This window comes from Paenibacillus sp. SRL342 (assembly GCF_984798905.1).
In genome coordinates, this window is the sequence record NZ_OZ481790.1 from 3506591 (window position 1) to 3531102 (window position 24512).

19 protein-coding genes are annotated in these 24512 nt (G+C 46.3%); 18 read left to right on the forward strand and 1 reads right to left on the reverse strand.

The annotated features are described in order from the left end of the window. The first annotated feature begins 1 nt into the window (after position 1). The 12 genes from AC4E8D_RS15440 (at position 2) to AC4E8D_RS15495 (ending at position 15817) form a co-directional block, all read left to right on the forward strand. Complete coding sequence (locus AC4E8D_RS15440) at positions 2-877, forward strand: carbohydrate ABC transporter permease (protein WP_026081082.1); 876 nt, start codon at positions 2-4, stop codon at positions 875-877. Between the two features lie 15 nt (positions 878-892). Beyond that, complete coding sequence (locus tag AC4E8D_RS15445) at positions 893-2356, forward strand: NHL repeat-containing protein (RefSeq protein WP_076317895.1); 1464 nt, start codon at positions 893-895, stop codon at positions 2354-2356. Then, positions 2340-2975 carry a YIP1 family protein gene (locus tag AC4E8D_RS15450; RefSeq protein WP_036670948.1) on the forward strand — a complete coding sequence of 212 codons (636 nt, stop codon included), beginning with the start codon at positions 2340-2342 and terminating at the stop codon, positions 2973-2975. The genes AC4E8D_RS15445 and AC4E8D_RS15450 overlap by 17 nt, the downstream gene beginning before the upstream one ends. Before the next feature lie 17 nt (positions 2976-2992). Continuing rightward, on the forward strand, positions 2993-5569 hold the full coding sequence (locus AC4E8D_RS15455) for a DUF5696 domain-containing protein (protein ID WP_221821093.1): 2577 nt from the start codon (positions 2993-2995) through the stop codon (positions 5567-5569). A gap of 53 nt (positions 5570-5622) precedes the next feature. Next, a complete protein-coding gene (locus AC4E8D_RS15460) occupies positions 5623-6468 on the forward strand; it encodes a carbohydrate ABC transporter permease (protein WP_082219083.1) in 846 nt (281 codons plus the stop codon). Positions 6469-6485: 17 nt separating this feature from the next. Continuing rightward, entirely contained in the window at positions 6486-7433 is a 948-nt protein-coding gene (locus AC4E8D_RS15465; RefSeq protein ID WP_036615897.1) for a carbohydrate ABC transporter permease, read from the forward strand. 108 nt (positions 7434-7541) lie between these two features. Beyond that, positions 7542-7712, forward strand: coding sequence for a hypothetical protein (locus tag AC4E8D_RS15470; RefSeq protein WP_339308468.1), 171 nt, complete (start codon positions 7542-7544; stop codon positions 7710-7712). Beyond that, positions 7709-9415: an RICIN domain-containing protein gene (locus AC4E8D_RS15475; protein ID WP_339308470.1), complete on the forward strand. Its 1707-nt coding sequence runs from the start codon at positions 7709-7711 to the stop codon at positions 9413-9415. Before AC4E8D_RS15470 ends, AC4E8D_RS15475 begins: the two co-directional genes overlap by 4 nt. 284 nt (positions 9416-9699) lie before the next feature. Then, entirely contained in the window at positions 9700-12051 is a 2352-nt protein-coding gene (locus AC4E8D_RS15480) for a helix-turn-helix domain-containing protein (RefSeq protein WP_221821097.1), read from the forward strand. Positions 12052-12326: 275 nt separating this feature from the next. Continuing rightward, positions 12327-13181: an ABC transporter permease gene (locus AC4E8D_RS15485; RefSeq protein ID WP_339308695.1), complete on the forward strand. Its 855-nt coding sequence runs from the start codon at positions 12327-12329 to the stop codon at positions 13179-13181. A gap of 27 nt (positions 13182-13208) precedes the next feature. Continuing rightward, a complete protein-coding gene (locus AC4E8D_RS15490; RefSeq protein ID WP_221821098.1) occupies positions 13209-14138 on the forward strand; it encodes a carbohydrate ABC transporter permease in 930 nt (309 codons plus the stop codon). A 20-nt stretch (positions 14139-14158) separates the two neighbouring features. Next, positions 14159-15817: an ABC transporter substrate-binding protein gene (locus AC4E8D_RS15495; RefSeq protein ID WP_397376258.1), complete on the forward strand. Its 1659-nt coding sequence runs from the start codon at positions 14159-14161 to the stop codon at positions 15815-15817. Positions 15818-16037: 220 nt separating this feature from the next. Here AC4E8D_RS15495 and AC4E8D_RS15500 read toward each other — a convergent pair whose 3' ends face one another. Then, on the reverse strand, positions 16038-17180 hold the full coding sequence (locus AC4E8D_RS15500) for a family 8 glycosyl hydrolase (RefSeq protein WP_221821100.1): 1143 nt from the start codon (positions 17178-17180) through the stop codon (positions 16038-16040). A gap of 290 nt (positions 17181-17470) precedes the next feature. Here AC4E8D_RS15500 and AC4E8D_RS15505 point away from each other — a divergent pair, with 290 nt between their 5' ends. The 6 genes from AC4E8D_RS15505 (at position 17471) to AC4E8D_RS15530 (ending at position 24499) form a co-directional block, all read left to right on the forward strand. Further along, positions 17471-18754 (forward strand): SGNH/GDSL hydrolase family protein, encoded by a 1284-nt coding sequence (locus tag AC4E8D_RS15505; protein ID WP_221821101.1) that lies wholly within the window; start codon positions 17471-17473, stop codon positions 18752-18754. Between the two features lie 41 nt (positions 18755-18795). Continuing rightward, on the forward strand, positions 18796-19569 hold the full coding sequence (locus AC4E8D_RS15510) for an alpha/beta hydrolase (protein ID WP_221821103.1): 774 nt from the start codon (positions 18796-18798) through the stop codon (positions 19567-19569). Between the two features lie 71 nt (positions 19570-19640). Beyond that, the gene (locus tag AC4E8D_RS15515) at positions 19641-20276 is read left to right on the forward strand and encodes a glycoside hydrolase family 11 protein (protein WP_221821105.1); all 636 of its coding nucleotides are present in this window, start codon (positions 19641-19643) and stop codon (positions 20274-20276) included. Positions 20277-20409: 133 nt separating this feature from the next. Further along, entirely contained in the window at positions 20410-21249 is an 840-nt protein-coding gene (locus AC4E8D_RS15520; protein ID WP_221821106.1) for a formylglycine-generating enzyme family protein, read from the forward strand. Between the two features lie 348 nt (positions 21250-21597). Beyond that, positions 21598-22713: a response regulator transcription factor gene (locus tag AC4E8D_RS15525; protein ID WP_221821109.1), complete on the forward strand. Its 1116-nt coding sequence runs from the start codon at positions 21598-21600 to the stop codon at positions 22711-22713. A 4-nt stretch (positions 22714-22717) separates the two neighbouring features. Further along, positions 22718-24499 (forward strand): sensor histidine kinase, encoded by a 1782-nt coding sequence (locus AC4E8D_RS15530; protein ID WP_221821110.1) that lies wholly within the window; start codon positions 22718-22720, stop codon positions 24497-24499. The last annotated feature ends 13 nt before the right edge of the window (positions 24500-24512 follow it).

Consider the following 24512-nt stretch of genomic DNA (forward strand, 5'->3'; position numbering starts at 1 on the left):
GATGACCAGCAAAGTACGTGCCGTGTTTGGCATGCCAAAAAGGCTTAATCGGTCATTTACCGTCAGCCTGATGTTATTTGCATTGCTGGGCGTGTTTGGCTCCTTTATGGTGCTTCCGCTCATCTATGCTGTCAACAATGCATTCAAGCCGCTGGATGAGCTGTTTATTTTCCCGCCGCGCTTCTGGGTGAACAATCCGACAACGGAGAATTTTGCCGATCTGATCAATCTCATGGGCAATTCGTGGGTGCCGTTATCTCGCTATATTGCCAACACATTGCTCATTACGATACTTGGCACAGCGGGACATATTCTTCTTGCATCTGCAGCGGCTTATCCGCTGGCGAAGTATCGTTTTCCGGGTTCCAAAGTGTTGTTCACCATTGTCATTCTGTCCCTGATGTTCTCGCCGCATGTTACGGCGATTCCGAACTACATGGTCATGTCCTGGCTTGGCTGGATTAACACTCATGCGTCCATTATTGTGCCATCACTTGCGTTCTCGCTGGGACTTTTCCTGATGAAACAGTTCATGGAGCAGATTCCCGATGCTTTGCTAGAGGCAGCCAAAATCGACGGAGCCAATGAATACCGGATATTCTGGAGCATCGTGATGCCCAATGTGAAGCCGGCATGGCTCACGCTCATGATCCTGCAGTTTCCAGCGTTATGGGGAACGGATGGCGGGAGTTTCATTTACAGTGAAAATCTCAAAACGCTGCATTATGCGCTCAGTCAGATTGTGCAGGGAGGGATTGCAAGAGCGGGTGTAGGTGCGGCTGTTGCCTTGCTGCTGATGATCGTACCGATCACTCTGTTTATCATCTCTCAGAGCAGTGTTATGCAGACGATGGCCACTTCGGGCATGAAAGAGTAGAAAGGAGGCAGCGAGGTGCGGAGAAGCACATGGAAAAAACGTAAATCGATCATCATGGGCATGATCTGCCTCCTGTTGTTCGTTCAAGAGGCGCCCTACGTGAGTGCAGACGGTAAAACGGATGCGTACCATTATTCCTTCTGGGGTGACGCAGTTCCTTCGCCGGCGGCATATGAGGCAACAACGATTATCACCGGCAAGAAGCTGAACACAACTCCTATGAAAGAGCCAAGCGACATGCATGTTACCGCCAATCAGCACGTCTTTGTGCTCGATTCGGGCAATGGCCGCATCATTGAGATGGATCGCAACTTCAAGCTGGTACGGACGATTGATTCATTTGAGCAGGAAGGCAAGGAAGATCATTTTAAAAATCCACAGGGATTGTACGTCACGGAAAAAGGCCATCTGCTGGTTGCTGATTCGGATAATCACCGGGTGGTGCATTTGGATGAACAAGGGAAGCTGGTCAAGATCGTGTCTGAACCAAAATCGGATCTGCTAAAAGCAGACTTCCAGTTTAAACCGATGCGGATTGTTATGGACAAAGGGGAGCGTATCTACGTCATGGCCGAAGGCGTATTTGATGGATTCATGGAGTTCAGCGCCGATGGTACGTTCTCTTCCTTCATTGGAGCGAACAGAGTTCAGGTGGACCCGGTGGAGTATCTGTGGAAACGGTTTGCAACACGTGAGCAGCGGAGCCAGATGGTGATGTTCACTCCAACGGAATTTACCAATCTGGATATGGATGAAGAGGGCTTTATCTACGCCACTAGCGGGGACCGCGGCAAAGATCCGGTCAAGAAGCTGAATGCCCAGGGTACAGATATTTTGCGCAGAGAAGGCTATCAGACTCCACAGGGTGATTTGCTGTATACCCAGGAAGCAGGGCCATCCCGCCTGATTGATGTGGATGTGGGTGACAGTGACATGTATTCCGTACTGGATTCCAGCAAGGGCCGAATCTTCACCTACAATGGAGACGGATACCTGCTCCATATTTATGGCGGCATCGGGAACCGGCTGGGCCAATTTAATACACCTGTTGCCCTGGAACGTGCGGGAGACCGGATGTTAGTTCTGGATAAAGCGCTGGGTGAAATCACCGTCTTTCAAACAACTGAATACGGACGTACACTCCACGAAGCGGTGCGCAGCTACTATAACGGTGATGAAGATCAATCTTCGGTGCTGTTTGCGCAAGCTGCCGAGATGAACGCTAACTTGGAATATGCGTATGCGGGAATTGGCAAAGCATTGCTTCGTCAGAAGGAATACGCCGAGTCTGCGAAATATTTCAAGCGTAGCATGGAGCCCAAAGGGTATTCCAAAGCTTTTCTTTTGTACCGCAAAGAGCTGATGCGTGAGCATTTTTCATGGATGATGTCCGGTATATTCCTGGCTGTCGCTGCGATTGTCACCGTCATCATCGTTCGCAGGCAGAAAAGGAGGACTACGAATGCAGGCATCAAGTAAGCAACTATACCAGTACCCGCTGCATCTGATTTTTCATCCGTTTGACGGATACTGGGAATTGAAGTATGAACGGAACCAGAGAAACTCACTGCTGATTGCTTTCATGATCCTGGTGCTTCTGGTCATCACCAAAATTTTGCATGCCCAGTACAGCGGTTTTCTCATTAATCTCAGTAATCCAAAGTACCTGAACAGTCTGCTCGAAATGTTATATGTCATTATACCGGTACTGTTTTGGTGTGTGGCTAACTGGTCGTTAACCACATTGATGGACGGGGAAGGCAAGTTCTCCGAGATTTTCATGTCAACGTGTTTTGCACTGGTACCGTTGTTACTCATTCATTTTCCATGGATCTGGCTGAGTCTTGTGATCTCTGCGCAGGAAACTGCCTTTTATTATTTCTCCAATGCACTCGCTGTTGCATGGACGGTATACCTGTTATTTGTGGGGAATATGACGGTTCATCAGTACACACCAGCCAAAACGGTGCTCACGATGCTGCTGACACTTGTAGCGATGGCGTTTATGGCATTTCTGTGCCTGTTATTCTTCAGTCTTGTACAGCAGATTGTATCGTTTGTTGTAACCATCTATCAGGAATTAGTGCTTCGGGGCTAAGGGAGGAGGAAATTGTTATGAATTATACCGTAGCCAAAAAAATAACAGGAATGCTGCTCGCGGGCAGTCTGCTTCTTGGCGGTTGTCAATTCTCGCCAACACCGCTCGCTCACGAGACAGTGACTGCCGCTGATCCGACGGACTTTCCCTCCCTGCCTCCCGGAGAGAAACTGAAATCATCGTTCGGCGATGTCCGCCTTCCCGGCATGGTAGGCATTGCGCAGAATGCTGCGCTGCAGTTGTTCATTAACGAAGAGACTGCCGAGATTGCAGTGATTCACACGCAGAGCGGCCAGATCTGGCGCAGCAATCCTGCAGATCGTGAGCAGGATGGGGTTGCAGCCGGGATAAACAAAGACCTTTTGTCATCACAAACGAAGCTCAGCTTCTTCAACAGCCTCGGACAGAGCAGCACCGTGAATTCCTTCACGGATAGTGTTGCACACAAGCAAATAAGCTACGAGGTGCAGTCAAGCGGCGTGCGGGTCCACTACCAGTTTGGAAGCACTGAGCGATCCATAGAAGACTTGCCGATGAAGATCAGCAAGGAGCGATTCGAACAAAGGCTGCTTGCACAGCTAGACAAGGCCGGGCAACGGGCCTTGAAGGTCGGCTATGCGGAAGACAAGGATGAAGGCGCTTACGTCCGGATTGATAAGGCGATGCAAGGATTGCAATTGTCCCGGGCCTTGAAGGCTTTTGACACAGCCGGTTACACATCGGAGGATCTGGCTCAGGATCATGCCGAGTTTGGCATTGAAGAGGAACGAAGTGGACCACGGCTGTTTATGCTTACGATGGAATATGAGCTGGATGGAGAGGATCTGCTCGTGCGTGTTCCGTCCTCAGGCATTCATTTTCCGGAGGAATATCCGATCAACAGCATATCTGTAATGGATTACTTCGGGGCTGGGGGTTCAGAAGAAGAGGGCTCCATACTGGTGCCGGACGGTTCGGGAGCGCTGATCCATTTTAACAATGGCAAGCTGCAGTATCCTGCCTATCAACAAGATATATATGGACCGGATATGACCATGAAACTACGGGAAGCAAGTTCGAATGAAGCCAGAGCCAGGTTGCCGGTATTTGGACTGATTCGGAAAGAGGGAGCTTTCCTGGGCATTATTGAAGAAGGGGATGCCGTTGCAGTTGTGAATGCCGATATCAGCGGCAAGCTGAACAGCTACAACAACGTATATCCCAGCTTCTATGTGGTGAACAAGAGCGATGTGACGCTTCAGGCAAGTGATATGGTTCGTACACTTCCGAAATTTCAGAAGAAACCGACTGTGTCCGACTTCGTCGTTCGATATGCTTTTGTCGGGAAGGATAAAGCCTCGTACTCAGGGCTTGCATCTCTCTATCGGGATTATCTGATGCAAAACGGCGGGCTTCCCAAGCTGAATGCCAGCAAGGAGCAGAGTAACGTTCCCTTTTATCTGCAACTGTTCGGTGGCATGACAACAAGGCAGCATATGCTGGGCATACCGTATGATTCAACGGAGGCTTTGACCACGTTTGATGAAGCCAAAACCATTCTTTCCGCCTTGACGGAGAAGAAGGTATCCAATATTCAGGTGCGCTATGCAGGATGGCTTAACGGCGGGCTTCATCATCGACTGCCGGATTCCATCCAAGTAGACGGCGCGGTAGGCGGGAAAAAGGGATTGCGGGAATTCAGCGTATATACACAAGAAGCGGGCATCGGTTTCTATCCCGATATCGCTCTGCTGAATGTGCAATCCAAAAAAGGGTTTAAACCGTCCAAAGAAGCTTCACGCACATTAACTCAGGAACCGGCGGTCTTGTATCCGATGAACCAGGCCATCCAGCGGCGGGACCGGGATCGTTCACCATCCTATGTGCTTTCGCCCAACATGCTCGAGGACGTGACGGCAGACATGTTAGATGAGCTGAGGTCCCTTCAAAAGGATGGACTGTCACTAAGCCTGAATGATCTGGCAGCTCAGTTAAACAGCGATATGAATCCGAAAAAGCTGGTGGACCGAACACAAGCGCTTGGCTCCGTAAAGAAGGCACTTGAACAGATCGGGCAGCAGGCTGGCTCGCTTGTTGCTGAAGGCGGGAACGCTTATGCCCTGCCGTATGTAACTGGTCTGACAGATGCGCCGATGACCAGCAGTCGTTTCAAGCTGGAGGATGAAGAGATTCCGTTCTATCAGCTCGTTGTACACGGTAGCATCGGTTATACGGGGACGCCATACAATCTCTCCACATATACCAATGCAAGGCAATATGTGCTGAAGCTGATTGAATATGGAGCGAGTCCTTACTTTGCATGGTTCAATGCGCCAAACCATGTTGTGAAAGAAACGGATTATGATGATCTCTACGCGGCGAATTATGAACAATGGATCGATCTGGCTGCCGAGATCTACAACGAGGTGAACCAGGTGAACCAACCGTTTGCCGGACGTTCCATGATGTCCCATGAATCCCTGGAGGAGGGCGTCTTCCGGACAACATATGAAGGTGGCGGGTTCGTAATCGTCAATTATAACGACTTCCCTGTAGAAGTTGACAACGATACAGTGGAAGCCCAAAGCTATGTGACTGGTGGTGAGCAGCTCTGAAGACGCTCCTGAAATGGAAATGGGGAAGTCGTACGTATGCTCAGCAGAAAGCCATGTGGGGCGTAATCTACGTGCTTCCCTGGCTCATTGGTTTTGTGTTGTTTTTCTTCATTCCGCTGTTAGCCTCTCTGCGATACAGCATGAGTACAATTCAGGCTAACGCGGAAGGCATAGCAATTCAGTTCAACGGTGTTGCCAATTATATTCAGGCGCTGACCGTCAATACAAGCTTTAACCGTGCGTTAATTGAGGCGATCACAGACGTGCTCATCAACGTACCGCTTATCGTTATATTCAGTCTGTTCCTTGCCGTCATCCTGAATCAGAAGTTCAGGGGCCGGGCTGTAGCGCGGTCGATCTTTTTCCTGCCCGTTATTCTGGCATCGGGAGTGATTATGACACTGGAGAGCACCAGCCTGATTGAAGCGGTTAATCAGAGCAGCACAGGTGGAAGCTCACTCGGGACATTTGAACTCGAAAATCTGATGGTTAACGCCGGAGTGAGCGATTGGATCGTTACGTATCTGAGCAGCGCCGTAGATCGGATCTATCAGATCGTCAGTCAATCCGGTGTGCAGATTTTGATCTTTTTGGCAGGGATCCAGACGATTTCCCCTCAACTGTATGAGGCTTCGAAGATGGAAGGGGCAACGGGTTATGAAGCCTTTTGGAAAATTACGTTCCCAATGGTCAGCCCGCTTATTTTTGTCAATGCGATCTATACAATCATTGATTCGTTTGCCAATAACGCCATGACGGAACTGATCCGGGATACCGGCTTCGTCAAATTTGACTTTGGATTAAGTTCTGCCATGGCATGGGTCTACTTTCTGGCCATTGCCATCATTCTGGTTATCGTAAACATCATTTTCTCGAAGCGAGTCTTCTATCAAGATTAGAAAGGAGGGTGTCCCACGTGACAACATCACGATTATTATCGCTGGAGCATTGGAAAGGCTGGCTGTGGGCCATGATCCGATTCGTTCTGATTACCGGGCTTTCCTTCGTTATCCTGTTTCCCATATTTCAGAAGGTTTCCACATCCATCAAAGCTAAAGGTGATCTGTATTCGGCAGTGGTGGTGTGGATTCCACAGAACTTCTCCATTGACAATTTCAAAGAGGCGATACGCGTAATGGATTACTGGGCAACGCTGTTTAATACCTTTGCCCTGTCTGCAACGACTACACTGCTGACTACAGCATCCTGTGCACTTGCAGGATACGGATTCGCCAGACTGAAATTCAGGGGAAGCAACTGGCTGTTTGCTGGTGTAATTCTAACGATTCTTGTACCACCAACGACCATTCTCATTCCGGTATACCTGAATCTGAAAAGCTTTGACCTGATGGGGCTTATGACGCTTATAGCCGGCAAACCTGTTAATTTGCTTAATACCTATTGGCCGTTTATTCTGACGGCAATTACGGCCAATTCACTTAAAGCCGGTTTGTACATCTTTATCTTCCGGCAATTCTTCAGAGGTATTCCGAAGGAAGTGGAGGAGGCGGCCTATGTGGACGGCGCGGGCATCGGACGAACATTTTCAAGAATCATGCTGCCCAATGCCATTCCGTCCATGGTAACAGTCATGCTGTTTTCCTTCGTATGGCAGTGGAACGACAGCTTCTATACGACGACTTATCTGACTTCAAGTAAAGTCATGTCGACCCAGTTATCGTCCCTTCCGTATAATCTGGCCCAGCAGGTTACTGATGGTGCAGCTTCCCAAGCCGATCCGTTCTATCTGAGTATGATCCAGGATACAGGAATTCTTCTTGCCATTCTGCCTTTGATCATCATCTATTTGTTTGTGCAACGATATTTCGTAGAGAGTGTAGAGCGTACGGGAATCGTCGGTTAAGTTAAGTTCTTCTGTACGTTTGGAGTGGGATCAGACTGGAAGAGGGAGGAGGAACTTCATGCAACATTCCATCTGTGAAAAGGGGGCATGTAACGATCTCATGAACGTATGCTCACAGCAGAACCGCGATCCTTCCCTGCGCAGGATCCCCCTGCTGGTGTGGAATGGGCTGCGGGAGCGGGCGCCGACCTGAGCGATCTGTTTGATCAGAGATACTCTGACGGAGCTTACCTCGCATTATTGCAAGGCAATATATCAGATCAGGAGGAATTAAAGTGAAGAAGTTCATGACATCTTGTAAACTTGTACTCATTCTGGCTTTATTGATCACAATTGCTCCATGGGGAGGCAGCCGTGCCGAAGCATGGGTGGGCATGCCGATGGGCAAGCTGCACGTAAACGGCAAAAACCTGGTGAACAGCAACAACCAGCCTGTGCTACTGAACGGTTGGCATCAACCCTCAGGTGCCTACTGGACATATCAGGACAGCAATTATTATCTCAATCTGCACGGCAATAACCGTCATGCAGCTACACTGGCTTATCTGAAAGACATTACCGATACTTTTGCGGACACCAGCGCGAAGTACGGAAGCAATCATGGCTGGAATATGAATCAGGTACGTCTGTTCATCGATCGTCAGGACATGGGAGATGTGGCTGCTGGTACATATAACTTTGCCGGTGTGCAGACCGTTACGCAAAATGTAATTATTCCGTACATTCAATATGCCAAAACAAAAGGTGTCTATGTTGTCCTGGGACTGGACTTCACATTGAAGGATGATCAGGCAACAACACCTGCCAACCTGCAAAAATTCAACGAAATCTGGGGTTATCTCGCTTCACGCCCGGAGATCAAAAGTGCAGACAACGTTCACTTCGAGCTGATCAACGAACCGGTGAAATCCTATGCCAATGGACATTGGGGTGGATACAACGGGGAGAATGACTTTGTGGATCACTGGAATGACTTGCGTAATTTCCAAAATTCCATGATTTCAACAATTCGTAGCAAAGGTGCGGACAACGTCATCTGGGCGGCAGGTCTGGGATACAACCAATTTTACAGCTTGACGGCAAGCCATCCATTGACTGATCCGCTCAATAACTATGGATATGCGGTTCACTGGTACCCTGGTTATGGCGCATATGACAACTTCTCTATCCTGCAAGACCAGTGGAATACCAACGTGAAGGCAGCTGCTGACAAATATCCGATTAATATTACCGAGGTAACCTGGTTCAAAAACAAACCTGGCGATTCGGCCTACTGGAACTTGTTTAATGGCAGCAATGAAGGTTTTGGCACCAATACCAAAACGATTTTCAACGCATCAGGCAATGTCAGCATTGCAGCTCATATGAACGGATTCATTCTAAGTGAAGGACCACGAAGCTCCTTTGCCGACCCAACGGCTGGACTGAAATGGGATGGAGATGCTTCACGGAGTGCCATGGGACGATTCCTGTTCAACTGGTACCATGAACGTGCTCAGACTTACCCGGGCAGTGGACAAGGCGGCGGACCCACAACGGGTCTTGTATCCGGTGCAACTTATAAAATCGTAGCCCGGCATTCCAACAAAGTTGTTGATGTGCCAGGTGGTCAAAATGAAAATAATCTTCAGCTCCAGCAGTGGAGTGATCTGGGCGGTAACCCTCAGAAGTGGGTTCTGACCTCGATCGGCAGCGGCAACTATACACTAACAAGTGTGAACTCACCGGACAAAGTCATCGATATTCGCAACGGTACCCTGACCAATGGGGAAGCGGTTCAACTCATGAGCAATCTGAACACAACCGCTCAGCATTTTAAGGTCAACGATCTTGGTAACGGGTACTGGAGTATCATCAACGTGAACAGCAATAAAGCCATTGAAGTGGCAAACGCTTCCACTTCGGATGGAGCCTTGCTGCAGCAGAACACCTACACAGGTGGTACAAACCAACAATGGAAATTTGTTGCCGTTAGCAATTAATAAACACAAAAAACCTCCCCAAGTCAATCCATGTCTTGGGGAGGTTTTTTGTGTTTATTTTTGATACTTTGGGATGGATGTCATGCGAAGGTAAAATACAACTATATTTGTGCGCTAACCCGCAGACCGACAATTATTTTCATGTAAGCATTGTACACCGCAGTATGTAAATGTACCATAAGGAAGAAGTTGTACCTTCACCAGGAAGAAATGCCCGGTGTATCATTGAACAGCTACCTTATCACAGAGAAATGTAAGCGCTTGATAAAAAAGGGAGGGTACATATGCAGCTCCTATGGTCCAAATTTTCACCCGTGTTCCGCCGATTCCTCATTTCGTATCTTGTCATTCTGATGATTCCTCAAATTGCGGGATATGCCTCTTACCGAGCTTCTATTGAAGCGGCCCGTTCCAGCTCCATTGAAAACAGCTTGAAGTCGCTGAGTCTCGGGAAAGAGATCATTGAGCGTAACCTTCTTCAAGTTGAAGCCTTTACCAGGCAGCTTGCCGTCAATCCCGATTTGCAAAATTTAATTGCTGGGCCAAAGCCGCATGATCTCTACAATGTCTACGGTATGAACCGTATGCAGCGGAGCCTCTCCATGTACAGCAGTACCAATGATTACTTGTCCCATTTCTTCATTCACATTCCAAACTACAATGCCATCATCACACCAAGAACTGTGTATTATCGTCCAGAGCATTATTATGCTGCCAATCAGCTGGACGGTATGTCGTTTGAACAGTGGCATGACCAAATTCTCAAACAACCACACTTTAATGAAATCATACCGCTTCGAAACTATAAACGTGAAATACTCGGCACTGTGCTTGCAGACGTTCCCGCCATTACGTTTCTGCAATCTCTGCCTTTGAACAGCTTCAACAAACCGCAAGCGACGATTGGTGTCATGATTGATCAGGATCAGATGGCCAGCCTTACTCAAAATATTGTGGATCAATATGGCGGCTGGACTCTCGTCACCGATGCGGAAGGACAGATCATTTTCTCCCATGGCATTGAACAAGCCGAAGCTGAGCAAATGGCACAGAGTCGCCAGAGAGAAGGTAACGCTGCGGAAACGGAGCTGAACGTGCAGAATGTACAGCCTGGAAGTGATGGTCGGCTGCTGATATCGATGCAGTCCAGTCAAAATGGATGGAATTACATGGCAGGGATTCCGGAGAAAGCACTCATGACAAAAGCGGACCAAATCAAACAAGTCACGCTGGTCTTTACTTTGGCAACCATTGCCCTAGGACTGTTATTCGGGCTGGTTCTGGCCTATCGGAATAGTGCACCCGTTTACAGATTGTTGGCCTCTTTTCGGGAACAAATCACCGATTCCCCAGGCAGACGGGGCAATGAATATGATTTTTTGGCAAGCCATATTAACAATCTTATTGCTAATAATGACTCACTTAAAAACGCCATGAATGAGCAGATTCCGTTATTGAGAGACGGTTTTATCAAACGTTTGTTAACCGGAGAAGTCTATACCTCACTTGAGTTGGAGGTTATCTCATCCCAGGCGCACATTTCCCTTCATAGCAGCAAGGGCTTGGCAGGCTTAGTGAAGGTAAACGGATATGCCAATCCGGACAGTGAAGAAACTATCCATGAACTGGGTGTCGCAAGGCTGCTCATCAAACAGGTACTTACAGAGTGGAATGCGCAGCTGCTGATCACGGATTGGGGAACAGACCAGATCGCTTTTGCCTGTCCATTGGATGAGAACCAACTGAATGAAGCTATAGGGAGATGTGAAAAAGAGCTGAACACCTTGATGGAAGTGATCTACCGGGAGCATCGGATATCCACAACAATTGGTACAGGTGCAGCTTACGAGGTTTGGAATGATGCAGGGCGTTCCTTTGACGAAGCCAAACAAGCTCTGGATTATGCCATTCATATGGGAACAGATCATCTGGTGAGATTTGAAGATACGATGAAGGAAAATGAAATGTTCTATTATCCGATTGAGTCTGAACAGCGCCTGCTGAACACGATCAAAGTCGGTGAGCATGAAGAGGCGATACGTATTCTGGAGCAATTGTTTCTTCGTAATTTAGAGGAGCGGGAACTTTCCTACGAGATGACACAGCAGTTCATCATGGAGCTGAAGGGGACTTTTCTGAAGCTGGACGAACCCAAATTCAAGCTGGATGCCTCCCTGCTGGAGGAATATAAAACTCGTGTGACATCTATTCAGATGACAGAAACGATTACTTCGCTGCGTGCAAAATTCAAACGGTTAACGGAAGACATCTGTGGTGATTTCCAGAGAAGAAGAACAGGAGCACATGGGGATACTGTAAACGAAATGATTTGTTTTATCCAACAACATTATGGGGATGCAAACTTGACGATCTATCGGATTGCGGAGCACATGAGCAAGTCCGAGAAGTTTATATCTCAACTGTTCAAAGAACATACGGGAGAGAATCTTTCCGATTATGTAGAAAGGGTACGCATTGATGCTGCCTCGAACTTGTTGCACTCTACCGGTCAGACCATTGACGAGATAGCGGAGGCCACCGGGTATAACAGTGCACATTCATTCCGCCGAGCTTTCAAGCGGGTACGCGGCATTTCTCCGAGTGTGTTTCGGAAAATGGACGTTCATAGCGGTTAATGTAGGTTGTTTCTCGGGAACTATATTCGCTTTTTGTACTTTCTCAGCGCAACTGTACCTTTACGCATCCCCAGCGCAATCTTATGATTACTCAAAAAGTAAGCGCTACCAAGTTGGGCTGAAGTTCAGCACGATTTGGAGCCAAGAATGGGGGGATGATTCTGAGAACCACAGTGACCAGTGAATCAAAGTCCGTGGAGAAACCAAGTAAACCGTTTGCCTTGAAGCAAGCATTATCCAGAAGTTGGAGGCGACATTGGCAGTTATATCTGCTGATCCTGCCACCGATTGCTTACTTTATTATTTTCAAGTATGTACCCATGGTGAATGCGGTCCTAGCATTTAAAGATTACAACGTCATCAAGGGGATCTGGGGCAGTCAGTGGGCCGGAACCAAGTATTTCGAATTACTTTTCAAAAATCCGGCGTTTGTCATGCTGATCAAGAACACACTCTACATTTCGTTTTACAGCCTGATCGTTGGTTTCCCGATTCCTATATTACTGGCGCTCGCGCTGAACGAAATCAAAAACATACGATTCAAAAAAACAGTACAAATGGTGACGTATGCTCCATATTTCATCTCTACCGTTGTTATGGTCTCCATCATTATGCTCTTTCTGTCTCCTAGGCTGGGTATTGTCAACACGATTGCAGGCGCCCTTGGTTTCGAAGCAGTGAATTTTCTCGGTGAGCCTGGACTGTTTCGATCCATCTACGTATTCTCCGATGTGTGGCAGGGAATGGGGTACTCCGCTGTGATATATCTGGCTGCTCTGGCAGGTGTTGATCCATCCCTATATGAAGCCGCCAAAGTGGACGGAGCCAACCGAATACAGAAAATCATTAATGTTGATCTGCCTGGACTACTTCCGGCAGCCGTCATCATTCTGATCCTGAGTGTAGGGAATATCATGGCTGTTGGGTTCGAAAAAATATATTTGCTGCAAAATCCGCTCAACCTGTCTGCTTCGGAGATCATCTCCACGTATGTCTATAAAATAGGATTGCTGAATGCCAATTATAGCTTCGCTACTGCGGTTGGCCTGTTCAACTCGGTGATTAACCTGATTCTGCTATTAATCGTAAACGCGGTCGCCAAGCGACTGTCCAATACAAGCTTATGGTAACGGGAGCGAAAGGAGGAGAACCAACTCATGCCTAACACACAGATTAATGCAGGTCGTTCGCGGATCAAGAGCAGCAGTACGATTCGTGAATCCTGGGGAGACCGCGTATTTATAACGGTTGTTTACTTCATGCTGACTGTGGTGCTGATTGCCGTGCTATATCCCTTGATATATATTGTGAGTTCTTCGCTCAGCAGCCCTGCTGCCGTCTCCTCGGGAAAAGTCTGGTTGTGGCCCATTGACCTGACGTTTGACGGTTACAAGTCTGTATTGCGGAATGATCAAGTCCTTATCGGGTATGCCAATTCCCTTTTTTATACAGCCTGCGGCACCTTCATCAGCGTGGCACTGACCATTATGATTGCTTATCCATTATCCAAAAAAACGTTTGTTGGTCGCAGCTCGTTAATGATGTTTATTACCTTCACCATGCTGTTCTCAGGCGGTTTGATCCCTACCTATCTGGTGGTCAAAACCATGGGACTGATTGATACCCGCTGGGCGTTGCTGATTCCCAATGCCGTCTGGGTATGGCAAGTCATCATTGCCCGTACCTTTTTTCAGAACTCGATACCGGAAGAATTGTCCGAAGCAGCAGACATCGATGGCTGCAGTGACATCCGGTTTATCTTCAGTATTATCCTGCCACTCGCCAAACCGATTATCGCCGTGTTGTCACTTATGTACGCTGTCGGTCAGTGGAATGCATACTTTGACGCCCTCATCTATCTGAAATCACAGTCGCTCTATCCGCTACAGCTGATATTGCGCAGTATTCTTATTCTGAACAGCAGTACGGGGAGCATGGATGCATCGGAAATGATTAAACAGCAGCAAATGGCTGAACTCATGAAGTACTCGTTAATTGTGATGGCCAGCTTGCCGGTGCTAATCATCTATCCTTTTGTTCAACGGTATTTCGTGCAAGGTATGTTGATTGGCTCAGTTAAAGGATAAGTTCATTTTTTCTATTATTCATGAAGGAGAGGATTATATTGAAAAAAGCGGGATTCATCATTCTTGCCTGTATGCTGTTTACCTCGTTGGTACTTGCCGGATGTTCAAGCTCTGATAAGGGGAACGGGGAAGGCAGCGATCCATCAGGCAAGACGGCCATTAATGTGTTTGCTCACCAGGGTTCGGATACCAGCCTGTCCACTAACAAATTCACGAAGAAAATGGAAGAAAAGTTTGATATTCAGTTCAACTGGACTACGGTTCCATTCGACGGTGCAGCGGAGAAAAGACAGATTTCACTGGCTTCTGGTGATTATCCGGACTTGTATCTGCTCATCCCTTGGGTAGATCGTTTCTCCCAGACAGACTTGTTGAAGTTTGGTCAACAGGGGGTTATTTTGCCGCTGAATGATCTGATTGAGCAGCATGCTCCCAATATTAAAAAAGTGCTTGAGAGCAATGACTATTATCGGGCCATGAACACTGCTCCCGACGGAAATATCTATGGTCTGACGGGTCTGAATGAATGTTTTCACTGTTCATACCCAAACAAGATGTGGGTCAATACCAAATGGATGGAACAACTGGGCCTGACCGAACCCACGACGACAGAAGAATTTAAAGAAATGCTTCGGGCATTTAAAACGAAAGACCCAAACGGGAACGGCAAAGCCGACGAAGTACCGCTAAGCGGTTCGACTGAAAATTTCGGTGTGCACATTATTCCGTACTTGATGAACGGTTTTATCTATGACGACGATCGGAATTATCTCATTGTCAATCAGGGGAAAGTGGAGACCGTAGTGAACAAACCGGAGTGGAAAGAAGGGCTTGCCTATATTAAATCCCTGTACGATGAAGGGTTGATTGATCCAGGGGCATTTACCCAAAACGTCGGGGCCTTCAAAAAAATTGGAGATAACGCTGATGCACAGCTTCTCGGTGCGGGAGCAGCGATGCATCCATCATTATTCGTAACAACTGCCGAAGGTTCTCCTTACGGGAATGATTACAATCCCATTCCTCCATTGAAGGGACCCCATGCTGCTTATGCTACGTACAACTATCCGATTGATCCCGGAGCGTCTTTTGTACTGACAAACAAAGCCAGTGAGGAAACACAGATCGCGGCCATAAAGCTGCTGGATTATCTCTATACCCAGGAAGGAACCATGGCATCATATCTGGGAGAAGAGGGCGTAAGCTGGCGCAAACCACAAGAAGGAGAAGTGGCGCTCAATGATCAGATTGAGCCGTTATATAAAGCCATTCCGCTTCCTTCTGGAGAAGAACCTCGTAATGACAGTTGGGCTGCATTGAGTCAGTACAATCATTATCAGGCATATCGGGACTCCGAAGTACAGGGGACAGACATCTATGCCAATGATGGTGGTGAGCGACGTCTCTATGAGGCGACATTGTTAATGGAAGGCAAGGAACCGAAAGAGATTTTCCCTCATTGGGCATTGTGGGTAGATCCGTCCCAAGCTGATGAAGCCAGCATGATGCAGACCAATCTCAAGGATTACATCGATCAGAACGCCCTGCAATTTATTACAGGCGCCAAAAGTCTGGATAAGGATTGGGATGAATATGTGAAAGGCCTGGAGGGACTGAACATTAATCGCTATCTGGAGATTATGCAGTCTTCTTATGATACTTCTTCTGTTTCCAAATAATTAAAGTATCTGAATCATACAGAGCGGGAAAAGTTACTGCCTGTATTTGCATAACCAAACGTTCCCGGTTCGCAGTCAACATATGCGAGCCGGGAACGTTTTTTATTGATATAGATTAAATCGTAATATCATTGCATCCTACTTAGAATTGAGATTGAACCTGTCCTGCAAGCCAAACGTTCACAGGACAGGTATAACGGCTCATGCACATTCCCTTAGTTTAGTACATGCGATATCTTCCGCTTAGAGCGAGCATGCTGAAAAAATACAGGCAATTGTCGTAATAACGTCGCTCTCCCTGACGCAAAGGTGTGTTCCAGAACTTGCGAACGAATGTGTCAGCATGTGGACCGTCTGCAGCCAGTGAAGCCATGGCATTGGTAGCCAGCAAACCTACAGGATGCAGTGAATGTTCGTCGAAAGGTTCACCTTCTATTGTATAACGACGATAATCGGACATTTCAATATCACTGAAGAAGGACTGAATCCGATTGGATTGTTCGATCTGCCAGTGATCCTTGCGGAACCATTCCCAGTCCAGCGCTATATTCGCAGCAACACGGTAGGCATCACTGTAGAAATGTCTGAAATCACCATGCGGCTGTATTGGAGCCGGGGAGCCATCATAGTTCGCATATTCAGGTGATAGTCCGGTTACGGGATGGCAGGCTGTATGAAGGTAAGCACGACTAGCGGCCGCCGCTTCTTTCCAGAAGCTCTGATCTTCTTCATTCGCATATTTCGAGAATAGTTCATAAAAATGAGGCAGATGGTAGGATGGGTCGCTAAACGGTGTTTCTGGTATGAATTTGATCAGTTTTGTTTCCGGGTCCCACATGGGATCGCCTTCGCCGTCTTCGCCCTGATGTATACATGCACGAAGGATCTTGCGGGCTTGTGCCTTGTAATCATAAGGTTCAGCGCCATCGCCCCAGCGGTTGGAGGCAAAAAAAAGTGCCATGGCAAAAAACTCCTCACCATCAGGAGCAGGACCTTGTGAGAGTTGGGTTCCGTCAGGCTTGCAATGCCAGGCAAAATAATCTTTATAACGTCCCGCTTTATGTTGCATAAACGTGTGCGAGAAATTCCAGAGTCGATCAAATTCTTCCTTTTTGTTCATCTGAACAGCCATCATCATGCCATAGGACATGCCCTCGGAGCGAATATCGAGATTACCAGTGTCCAGCAAATAACCCTTGTCCTCACCCAAAGGGTAATATATTCGAGTATTATCATCGCCATAAAACAGCTCGTTCCATGTTTCTTCCAATCTGTTCGTGATCTCATTCTCATCGTAGCCTAACTTCAGAAACAGATTTGTATATGTACCCGTATCCCACGCGCCTTGACCCGTGCTATTCATAAGTATCCTCCTTCATCAATGCGGTTTTTCAAAATTATAACATGGAAATAGTATACAAATTAAAGCGTTTACATGAAAAATTATAGGTGTTCTGATCTGCATGTAATTCTACTCAAATTAAAATGATATATTGGTTAAAATCCTATACTTTGTCAGGTTGTTGTAAAATTATGTAAGGGATACACTTTGGGAGAAGGATCACATCTGATCTAATAATAATACAAGCTGTGATCCTTTAAATGTTGTTTGAGGATGGTCAGAATCTAACCGGAAGGATGTGATGATGATTTATGCTCCAGGATTCAGGAGATGCAGGTGAAAACACGGAATTCACTGCACCGCGCGATCCAGTTGGAGTGACAGCGTCGGCAGTCAAACCCGCAATTGATTTTGAGTCACATAGATATCGCGACATGATTGGCCGATCTCTTCTGAACAAAGGAAATAATGTCAGATTAAAACGAGCCATTGAGAAGGCAAAAAACGGCGAACCTGTCGTTATCGCTTATATTGGAGGCTCCATTACCCATGGTGCTGGTGCAGTACCTATTCATCTCCAAAGTTACGCTTATCGATCGTATGAGTCGTTCAAGTTTATGTTTGCGCTTTCAAAAGATAGTCCCATTCATCTGATTAAAGCAGGTGTGGGTGGAACTCCTTCCGAACTGGGGATTGTACGTTATGATCGTGATGTGCTGAGGGGAGGTGCCGTTCAGCCGGATATTGTCGTAATCGAATTCGCAGTCAATGACGCAAATGATGAAACCCAAGGTAAATGTTACGAGAGTCTGGTGCTCAAAGCACTTACTGCCGATAACAAGCCAGCGGTCATCTTGTTATTCAGTGTATTTGAAAATGACTGGAATCTACAGGATCGTCTCGCTCCGGTAGGCTGGCATTATGATCTGCCAATGGTAAGTGTGAAAGATGCTGTCGTAGATCAGTTCAACAAGACAAAAGGTGAAGGAAACGTTATTTCCAAAAAGCAATTTTTCCATGATATATATCATCCAACTAATATAGGGCATCGAATTATGGCCGATTGTTTGGAATATTTGTTCGACGTGACGAATCGTTCTGAGTGGGATGAGAAAGATCATGATATTGAAAAAGCTCCGCTAATTGGAAATGAATTTGTTAATGTGAAGCTGTTGGATCGGAAAAACGGCAATCATATTGCCAGAATCGATGCAGGCTCTTTTTGTAAAACGGACACGGATCTGCAGATGGCTGAGATGGATGCTCATGACTATGGTACACCTCAATTCCCCAACAACTGGATGCGTACAGGAGAGGGAAAAGAGAATCAGAGCAGCTTTCGGATAAGTTTGCAGTGCAAACGCCTCATTCTAATCTTCAAGGATTCGGGTAACGACGAATTCGGAACTGCAGATATCAGGGTAGATGGGGTATTCGTCCAAAAAGTCGATCCGCGTCAAGTGAACTGGACCCATTGCCATGCCACACTTCTGCTCAACGAAGAGCAAGTGGGGGAGCACTCCATCGAGATTGAAATGGCGGAAGGCCATGAACATAAATGCTTCACCATTCTGGGTTTTGGCTATGTGGATTAACTGAAGACTGATAGTCACTCATATGTTCGGAGGAAAAGAGAATGGAATTGATCTCATCAGCAGTAATGGGATATGACCAGTATCGGGAGAATATACCACGTGGAGTCATGGAGACGGTAGAATATCCTTCCACCACGGTTGGCAATTCCCGTAAAGCGATGGTGTACACCCCACCAGAATTTTCTTCGACAACGATGTATCCTGTACTTTTTCTTTTGCATGGTATTGGTGGAGACGAAACCGAATGGCATACTCATGGTTCTCCGCAAATTATTCTAGATAATCTGTACAATGATAACTTACTTGAGCCGATGGTTATTGTTTTCCCCAATGGTCGCGCAATGTCGAATGACCGAGCCGAAGGAGACCTGTTTGAACCTGAGAAAATCAAAGCATTTAAACGGTTCGAATCCGATCTGCTCAACGATTTGATACCTTACATGGAGTCGAACTACCCTTTGTATAAAAGCCGGGATAAAAGGGCGATTGCTGGTTTATCCATGGGCGGAGGTCAATCCTTAAATATCGGATTAAGTAATCTAGACCATTTTGCATGGATCGGTGCTTTCTCCGCAGCCCCAAACACCAGAAGTCCGGAGCTACTTGTCCCTGATCTTTCGAAAGCGCCTTCATTACTCTCGCTGTTATGGATCTCTTGCGGTGAACAGGACAATCTTATAGAGATTAGTCATGGGGTTCACCAATATTTGGCGCAACACGGAGTACCTCACATTTGGAATGAGGAAAGTGGAGGACATGATTGGCCCGTGTGGAAGAACGATCTGTATCTGTTTTCGCAACGTCTTTTCAAGTGAATTTGCTGAAGAACATTCATATCGGATTGTAGCATCAACCAAATCTATTAAAATATCAGGAGGTATAATCTATGTTTAAATTTAGCAAAAAATTGTTAACCGTTGTTCTCGCATCTGCCATGAGTTTTGGTGTCTTCGCAGCCACATCGAGCGCAGCAACAGATTATTGGCAAAATTGGACAGATGGAGGAGGAACGGTCAACGCCGTGAATGGATCGGGCGGGAATTACAGCGTGAATTGGCAAAATACCGGGAACTTTGTTGTCGGGAAAGGGTGGACATACGGTACGCCTAATCGAGTGGTCAATTATAATGCCGGCGTATTCTCTCCTTCAGGTAACGGCTATCTCACCTTCTATGGTTGGACTAGAAACGCTCTAATTGAATATTACGTGGTGGATAGCTGGGGAACGTATCGTCCTACCGGAACGTATAAGGGCTCGATGACTAGTGATGGCGGCACATATGACATCTATACAACGATGAGATACAATGCACCTTCCATTGATGGTACTCAGACTTTCCCTCAGTATTGGAGTGTTAGACAGTCCAAGAAACCAATCGGAGTCAATTCTACCATCACGTTCAGTAATCATGTGAATGCATGGGCGAGCAAAGGGATGTACTTAGGTAACAGCTGGTCCTATCAGGTGATGGCAACGGAAGGTTATCAAAGCAGCGGAAGCGCAAACGTGACGGTTTGGTAAAAATGATGTGATGCAGTTTAACTTCTGCACCTGTATTTGAATTCAATTTTCCGGTAGCGTTGAGTAACGTTATTCTCCAGACTAACGGACCTCGACGTTGCCGGATTTAAGCTTAGTAAAGGAGAATAATGGAATGAGGAAACTGGTATGGTTAACTTTAATCGCCATAGTTGTTAGTCTAAGTGCTTGTTCAACAAGTAATACCACAGTAAACGATGACTTGGTATTTGTCGAAGGAGGAGCCTTCAAGAGCAGTAAGCCAAGTCAGATTGATAGGAATGAAACGCTCGATTCCTTCTATATTGGTAAATACGAAGTAACTCAAAAAGAATGGATGGAGGTTATGGGGGAAAACCCTTCTGGCTTCAAGGGAGACGACCTGCCTGTTGAAATGGTCAGCTGGTATGACGCAGTGGAATACTGTAATCAAAAAAGTATAAAAGAAAACCTGAAACCTTATTACAATATAGACAAAGACAACCAGGACACGAATAATCACAATGAAAACGACACTATAAAATGGAATGTAACGATCAACGAGGACGCCAACGGTTACCGTTTACCCACAGAGGCAGAATGGGAATACGCTGCAAGCGGAGGTCAAAAGAGCTTAAATTACACATACAGCGGAAGTAACAATCCTGATGAAGTTGCTTGGTACTGGGTAAATGCCGGCGAGAACATTCTGACGGGTGACTGGAGCTGGCCCGCTATTGAGAGCAATCGTAATCAAACCAAAAAAGTCGGTACTCAGAAGGCGAATGAGTTAGGCATCTATGATATGTCTGGGAATGTGAGAGAATGGTGCTGGGACTGGTACAGCGGTTCGGAGAGTCCAAATCAAACTTGGCGAGTTGTGAAAGGCGGAGGCTGGATCGGCGGTGTCAATAACAATGAAATATCATTTCGAGGCAAATTTGATGCAAATGGTTTTGGTCCCGATCAAGGATTCCGTATTGTGCGTGGAGAATGAAAAATCTTTCTCCTGACAAAGATTACTTCTGAGCTAAACCTATACTTTGTCGGGTGAAAACCTATAGTTTAACAGGTTGTTGTACCAAAATGTAAGCGTTACACTTGAATTGTTCTCCCGGCGCTTCGCTACAATCGGAGCGTTCTTATAGTACGGTCCGATGGAACCATGTTCTATGTTATTGATTAATGACGATGAGACTGGTAGAAATTTTGTTCTCCAAGTTGTGCGAGCAGACAACAATCCTGCTGTTGTTCTGCTGTTTAGCGTTTTCAGAACAACTGGAATCTACCTATTGATATAGATAAAATACATGCAGCTGATCAAGGATAAAAGTGAGGTGAGCTAATGTACAAGGTCATTGTCGCGGATGATGAGCCGTTTATGCTAGAAGGATGGAGAACGATGATTGACTGGCGAGCTTGTGGATATGAACTCTGCGGAACGGCAACGGATGGGGAGGAAGCACTTGCTCTATTCAACTCGGTTGAACCGGATCTTGTCGTCACTGATATTCAAATGCCTGTTATGGATGGTCTTGGTTTGATTCACACCTTGCGAGAAGATCTCGCCTATACCTCTAAAATTGTTATCGTTACAGGATACTCCGATTTTAATTACGCGAAGCAAGCCATACGGTATCAGGTCGATCAGTACGTGCTTAAACCTCTTGTTCCCGAGGAGATTCATCAAATCCTTATGGAAATGATTGAACCTCTGGACAAACGCAGAAATGAGCAAAAACAGCAAAATGGAGTCATGGTTACAGATGAAGCCTATGACAATCATCTTAATGAATATCGGATAAGCGAAGAATATAATTTAGAGCAAATGATGAACATCTCCAAAGAGATCTTGGCGTTGATTGAAGCAGAAAACACCTATTCCATCGATATTGCAGTGAGTGCACTGCTAGAGAAGAGTGAGAAAGCAGAGGTATCGCTGGAATGGATACATCATGTCATCCGATATATCCATGGGGAGTTGCTACGAAAATATGGAAAAAGAGAGGGTTGCAGAGAAATACTATGTGAAAAAGAATGGCATGCGGCTGCGAGCTGGTCTTCCGGCACATTGCAAGACCTGTGTGCTCGACTGTCCAAGCAACTTTCCCAGTCTGAATTGAAGCAAAAGACGGGTACGGGAGTGCTGGTTTCAGAAGCAGTGAATGAATTGAAGCAGCACTATCGAAGTAAAATTAAATTACAAGATGTAGCTAATCGAATTCACGTGAATTCTGCCTACCTGGGTCAACAGTTCAAGCGGGAGATGGGGGTCAGTTTCAGTGACTATGTGCACCAGCTTCGTGTTGAGGAGGCCCGTAAACTCCTGCGACGTACCAATATGAAGATCACTGACATTGCATTCAGGCTAGGATATCATGATGCTGAATATTTCACCCAAAAGTTCAGAGCGCATACAGGGGAGCTTCCGTCAGTCTATAAAAACAAAAACCAAGGGTGATCATATGCGTCATAAATTCTGGATGTTCCGTAAGGTTAATGATATTCCTCTCCGATCCAAATTTCTGCTTATTTATGTACTTAGTATTCTCCTTCCTGTAATAACGATTAATATCTTCTTTTATCAACGAACCTCTGCGGATATCAAGATTAGAGAACAGGAGAATCTGCGTAAATCCATCGACAGGGCTGCGGGGGAACTGCTTGGCATGATAGATGAGAGCGTTGCTCTGAGCCGAATTATTGCAGCAGACGATTCGCTCTATGAGGCACTGGATCGGACCTATCACTCCCCCGTTGATTATTACAACGTGTACCATGCATTCCTGCGAGATAAATTAACACGGTATATGTCAGCGAATATTCTGGAGGTGCGTATCTATACGGATAACGATACCATTCAGACGGGCAGTCATTATATCGTGATGAAAGACAAGAATGTACTCCCTGGATTGAAACAGCTGAAATCCACCAGTGGAGGCATTCTTGTCGTTGATTATATTGAGCCATCCGGATTTAACGCGGGAAGAAGGATCAGTGTGATTGGCAAAATGGATACGTATACCTCGTATGCGAATTATGCGAAGTATTCCAAGATTGATCTGGAAGTTAGCCGGGTGTATAGCATCTTAAATCGTGAATCAGACAGTCTTCAGCTGCGTCTGGTGGACAGCAACAATCGAACTGTCGTTTCAAGTGGGGAATTCAGCGAAACCGACTTATCTCCCCCTAATAATGAATTAATGCTCAAGGAATCTGGGGATTCTGCTTACACACTCGAAAAATCGTTGGGGAATCTAGCCTACCTAAAGGGTTGGAAATTGATTGGAGTTGCCGATACGCGTCACCTTGACCACCTGCTGCAAGAAGCCTTTAAGTCAATTCTGGGGTTGCTTGCATTAAGTATCGTGGTCCCCTCTGTATTGATCTACATTATTTTGCGTTCCTACCACTATCGGATTCGCAAGTTATCCAGACATATGGAGAAGGTTCGTAACGAACGATTCGATCTCATTGAAATTCACGAAGGCCGCGACGAAATTGGCGGGCTTATTCGTACATTTAACATCATGATTGGTAAAATTCATACGCTGATTAATGACGTATATAAACTGGAAATCCGTCAAAAAGATCTGGAGCTGGATCAAGTGAGGACTGAATTGTCCATGCTCCAGAGTCAGATGAATCCCCATTTTTTATTTAACACATTGAATGCCTTGCTGGTCGTTAGTACGAAGAATGGATATACGGAAGTAATTGAGATTATTAAAAGTCTGTCCAAGCTGATGAGACAGTTGCTCAGTCATTCTGACAATCTGATTCCTTTGCAAGAAGAGCTGCAATTTACGAATCTTTATCTCCAGATTGAGAAGTTTCGCTTTGGAGAGCTGTTCGATTACACCTTCGAGGTTGATCCTGATGCAGCTTCGTTGCTCATTCCCCGTATGAGTATTCAACCTCTTGTCGAGAATGCTTGCAAACACGGCTTGCAGGCGCGAAAAAATGGAAGAGAGATCAAGATAACAGCGAGACGAAACGCTTCCGAACTGGTTATTCAGGTAATCGATAATGGAATCGGTATGGATGCAGGGAGACTAACCGAGCTCCTGCGAGATATTCGTTCTGAAAGACCCCGGAACGGCGAGCATGTAGGACTCCGTAATGTCTACCGAAGGTTGGAACTCTTTTATGAAGGAAATGCGATATTTGATCTAAGCAGTGTACCTGGAAAGGAAACCATTGCAGGGTACCGTATACCGATCTCCAAGCTGGAACAGAGGAAATAGGAGGTAAACTCTC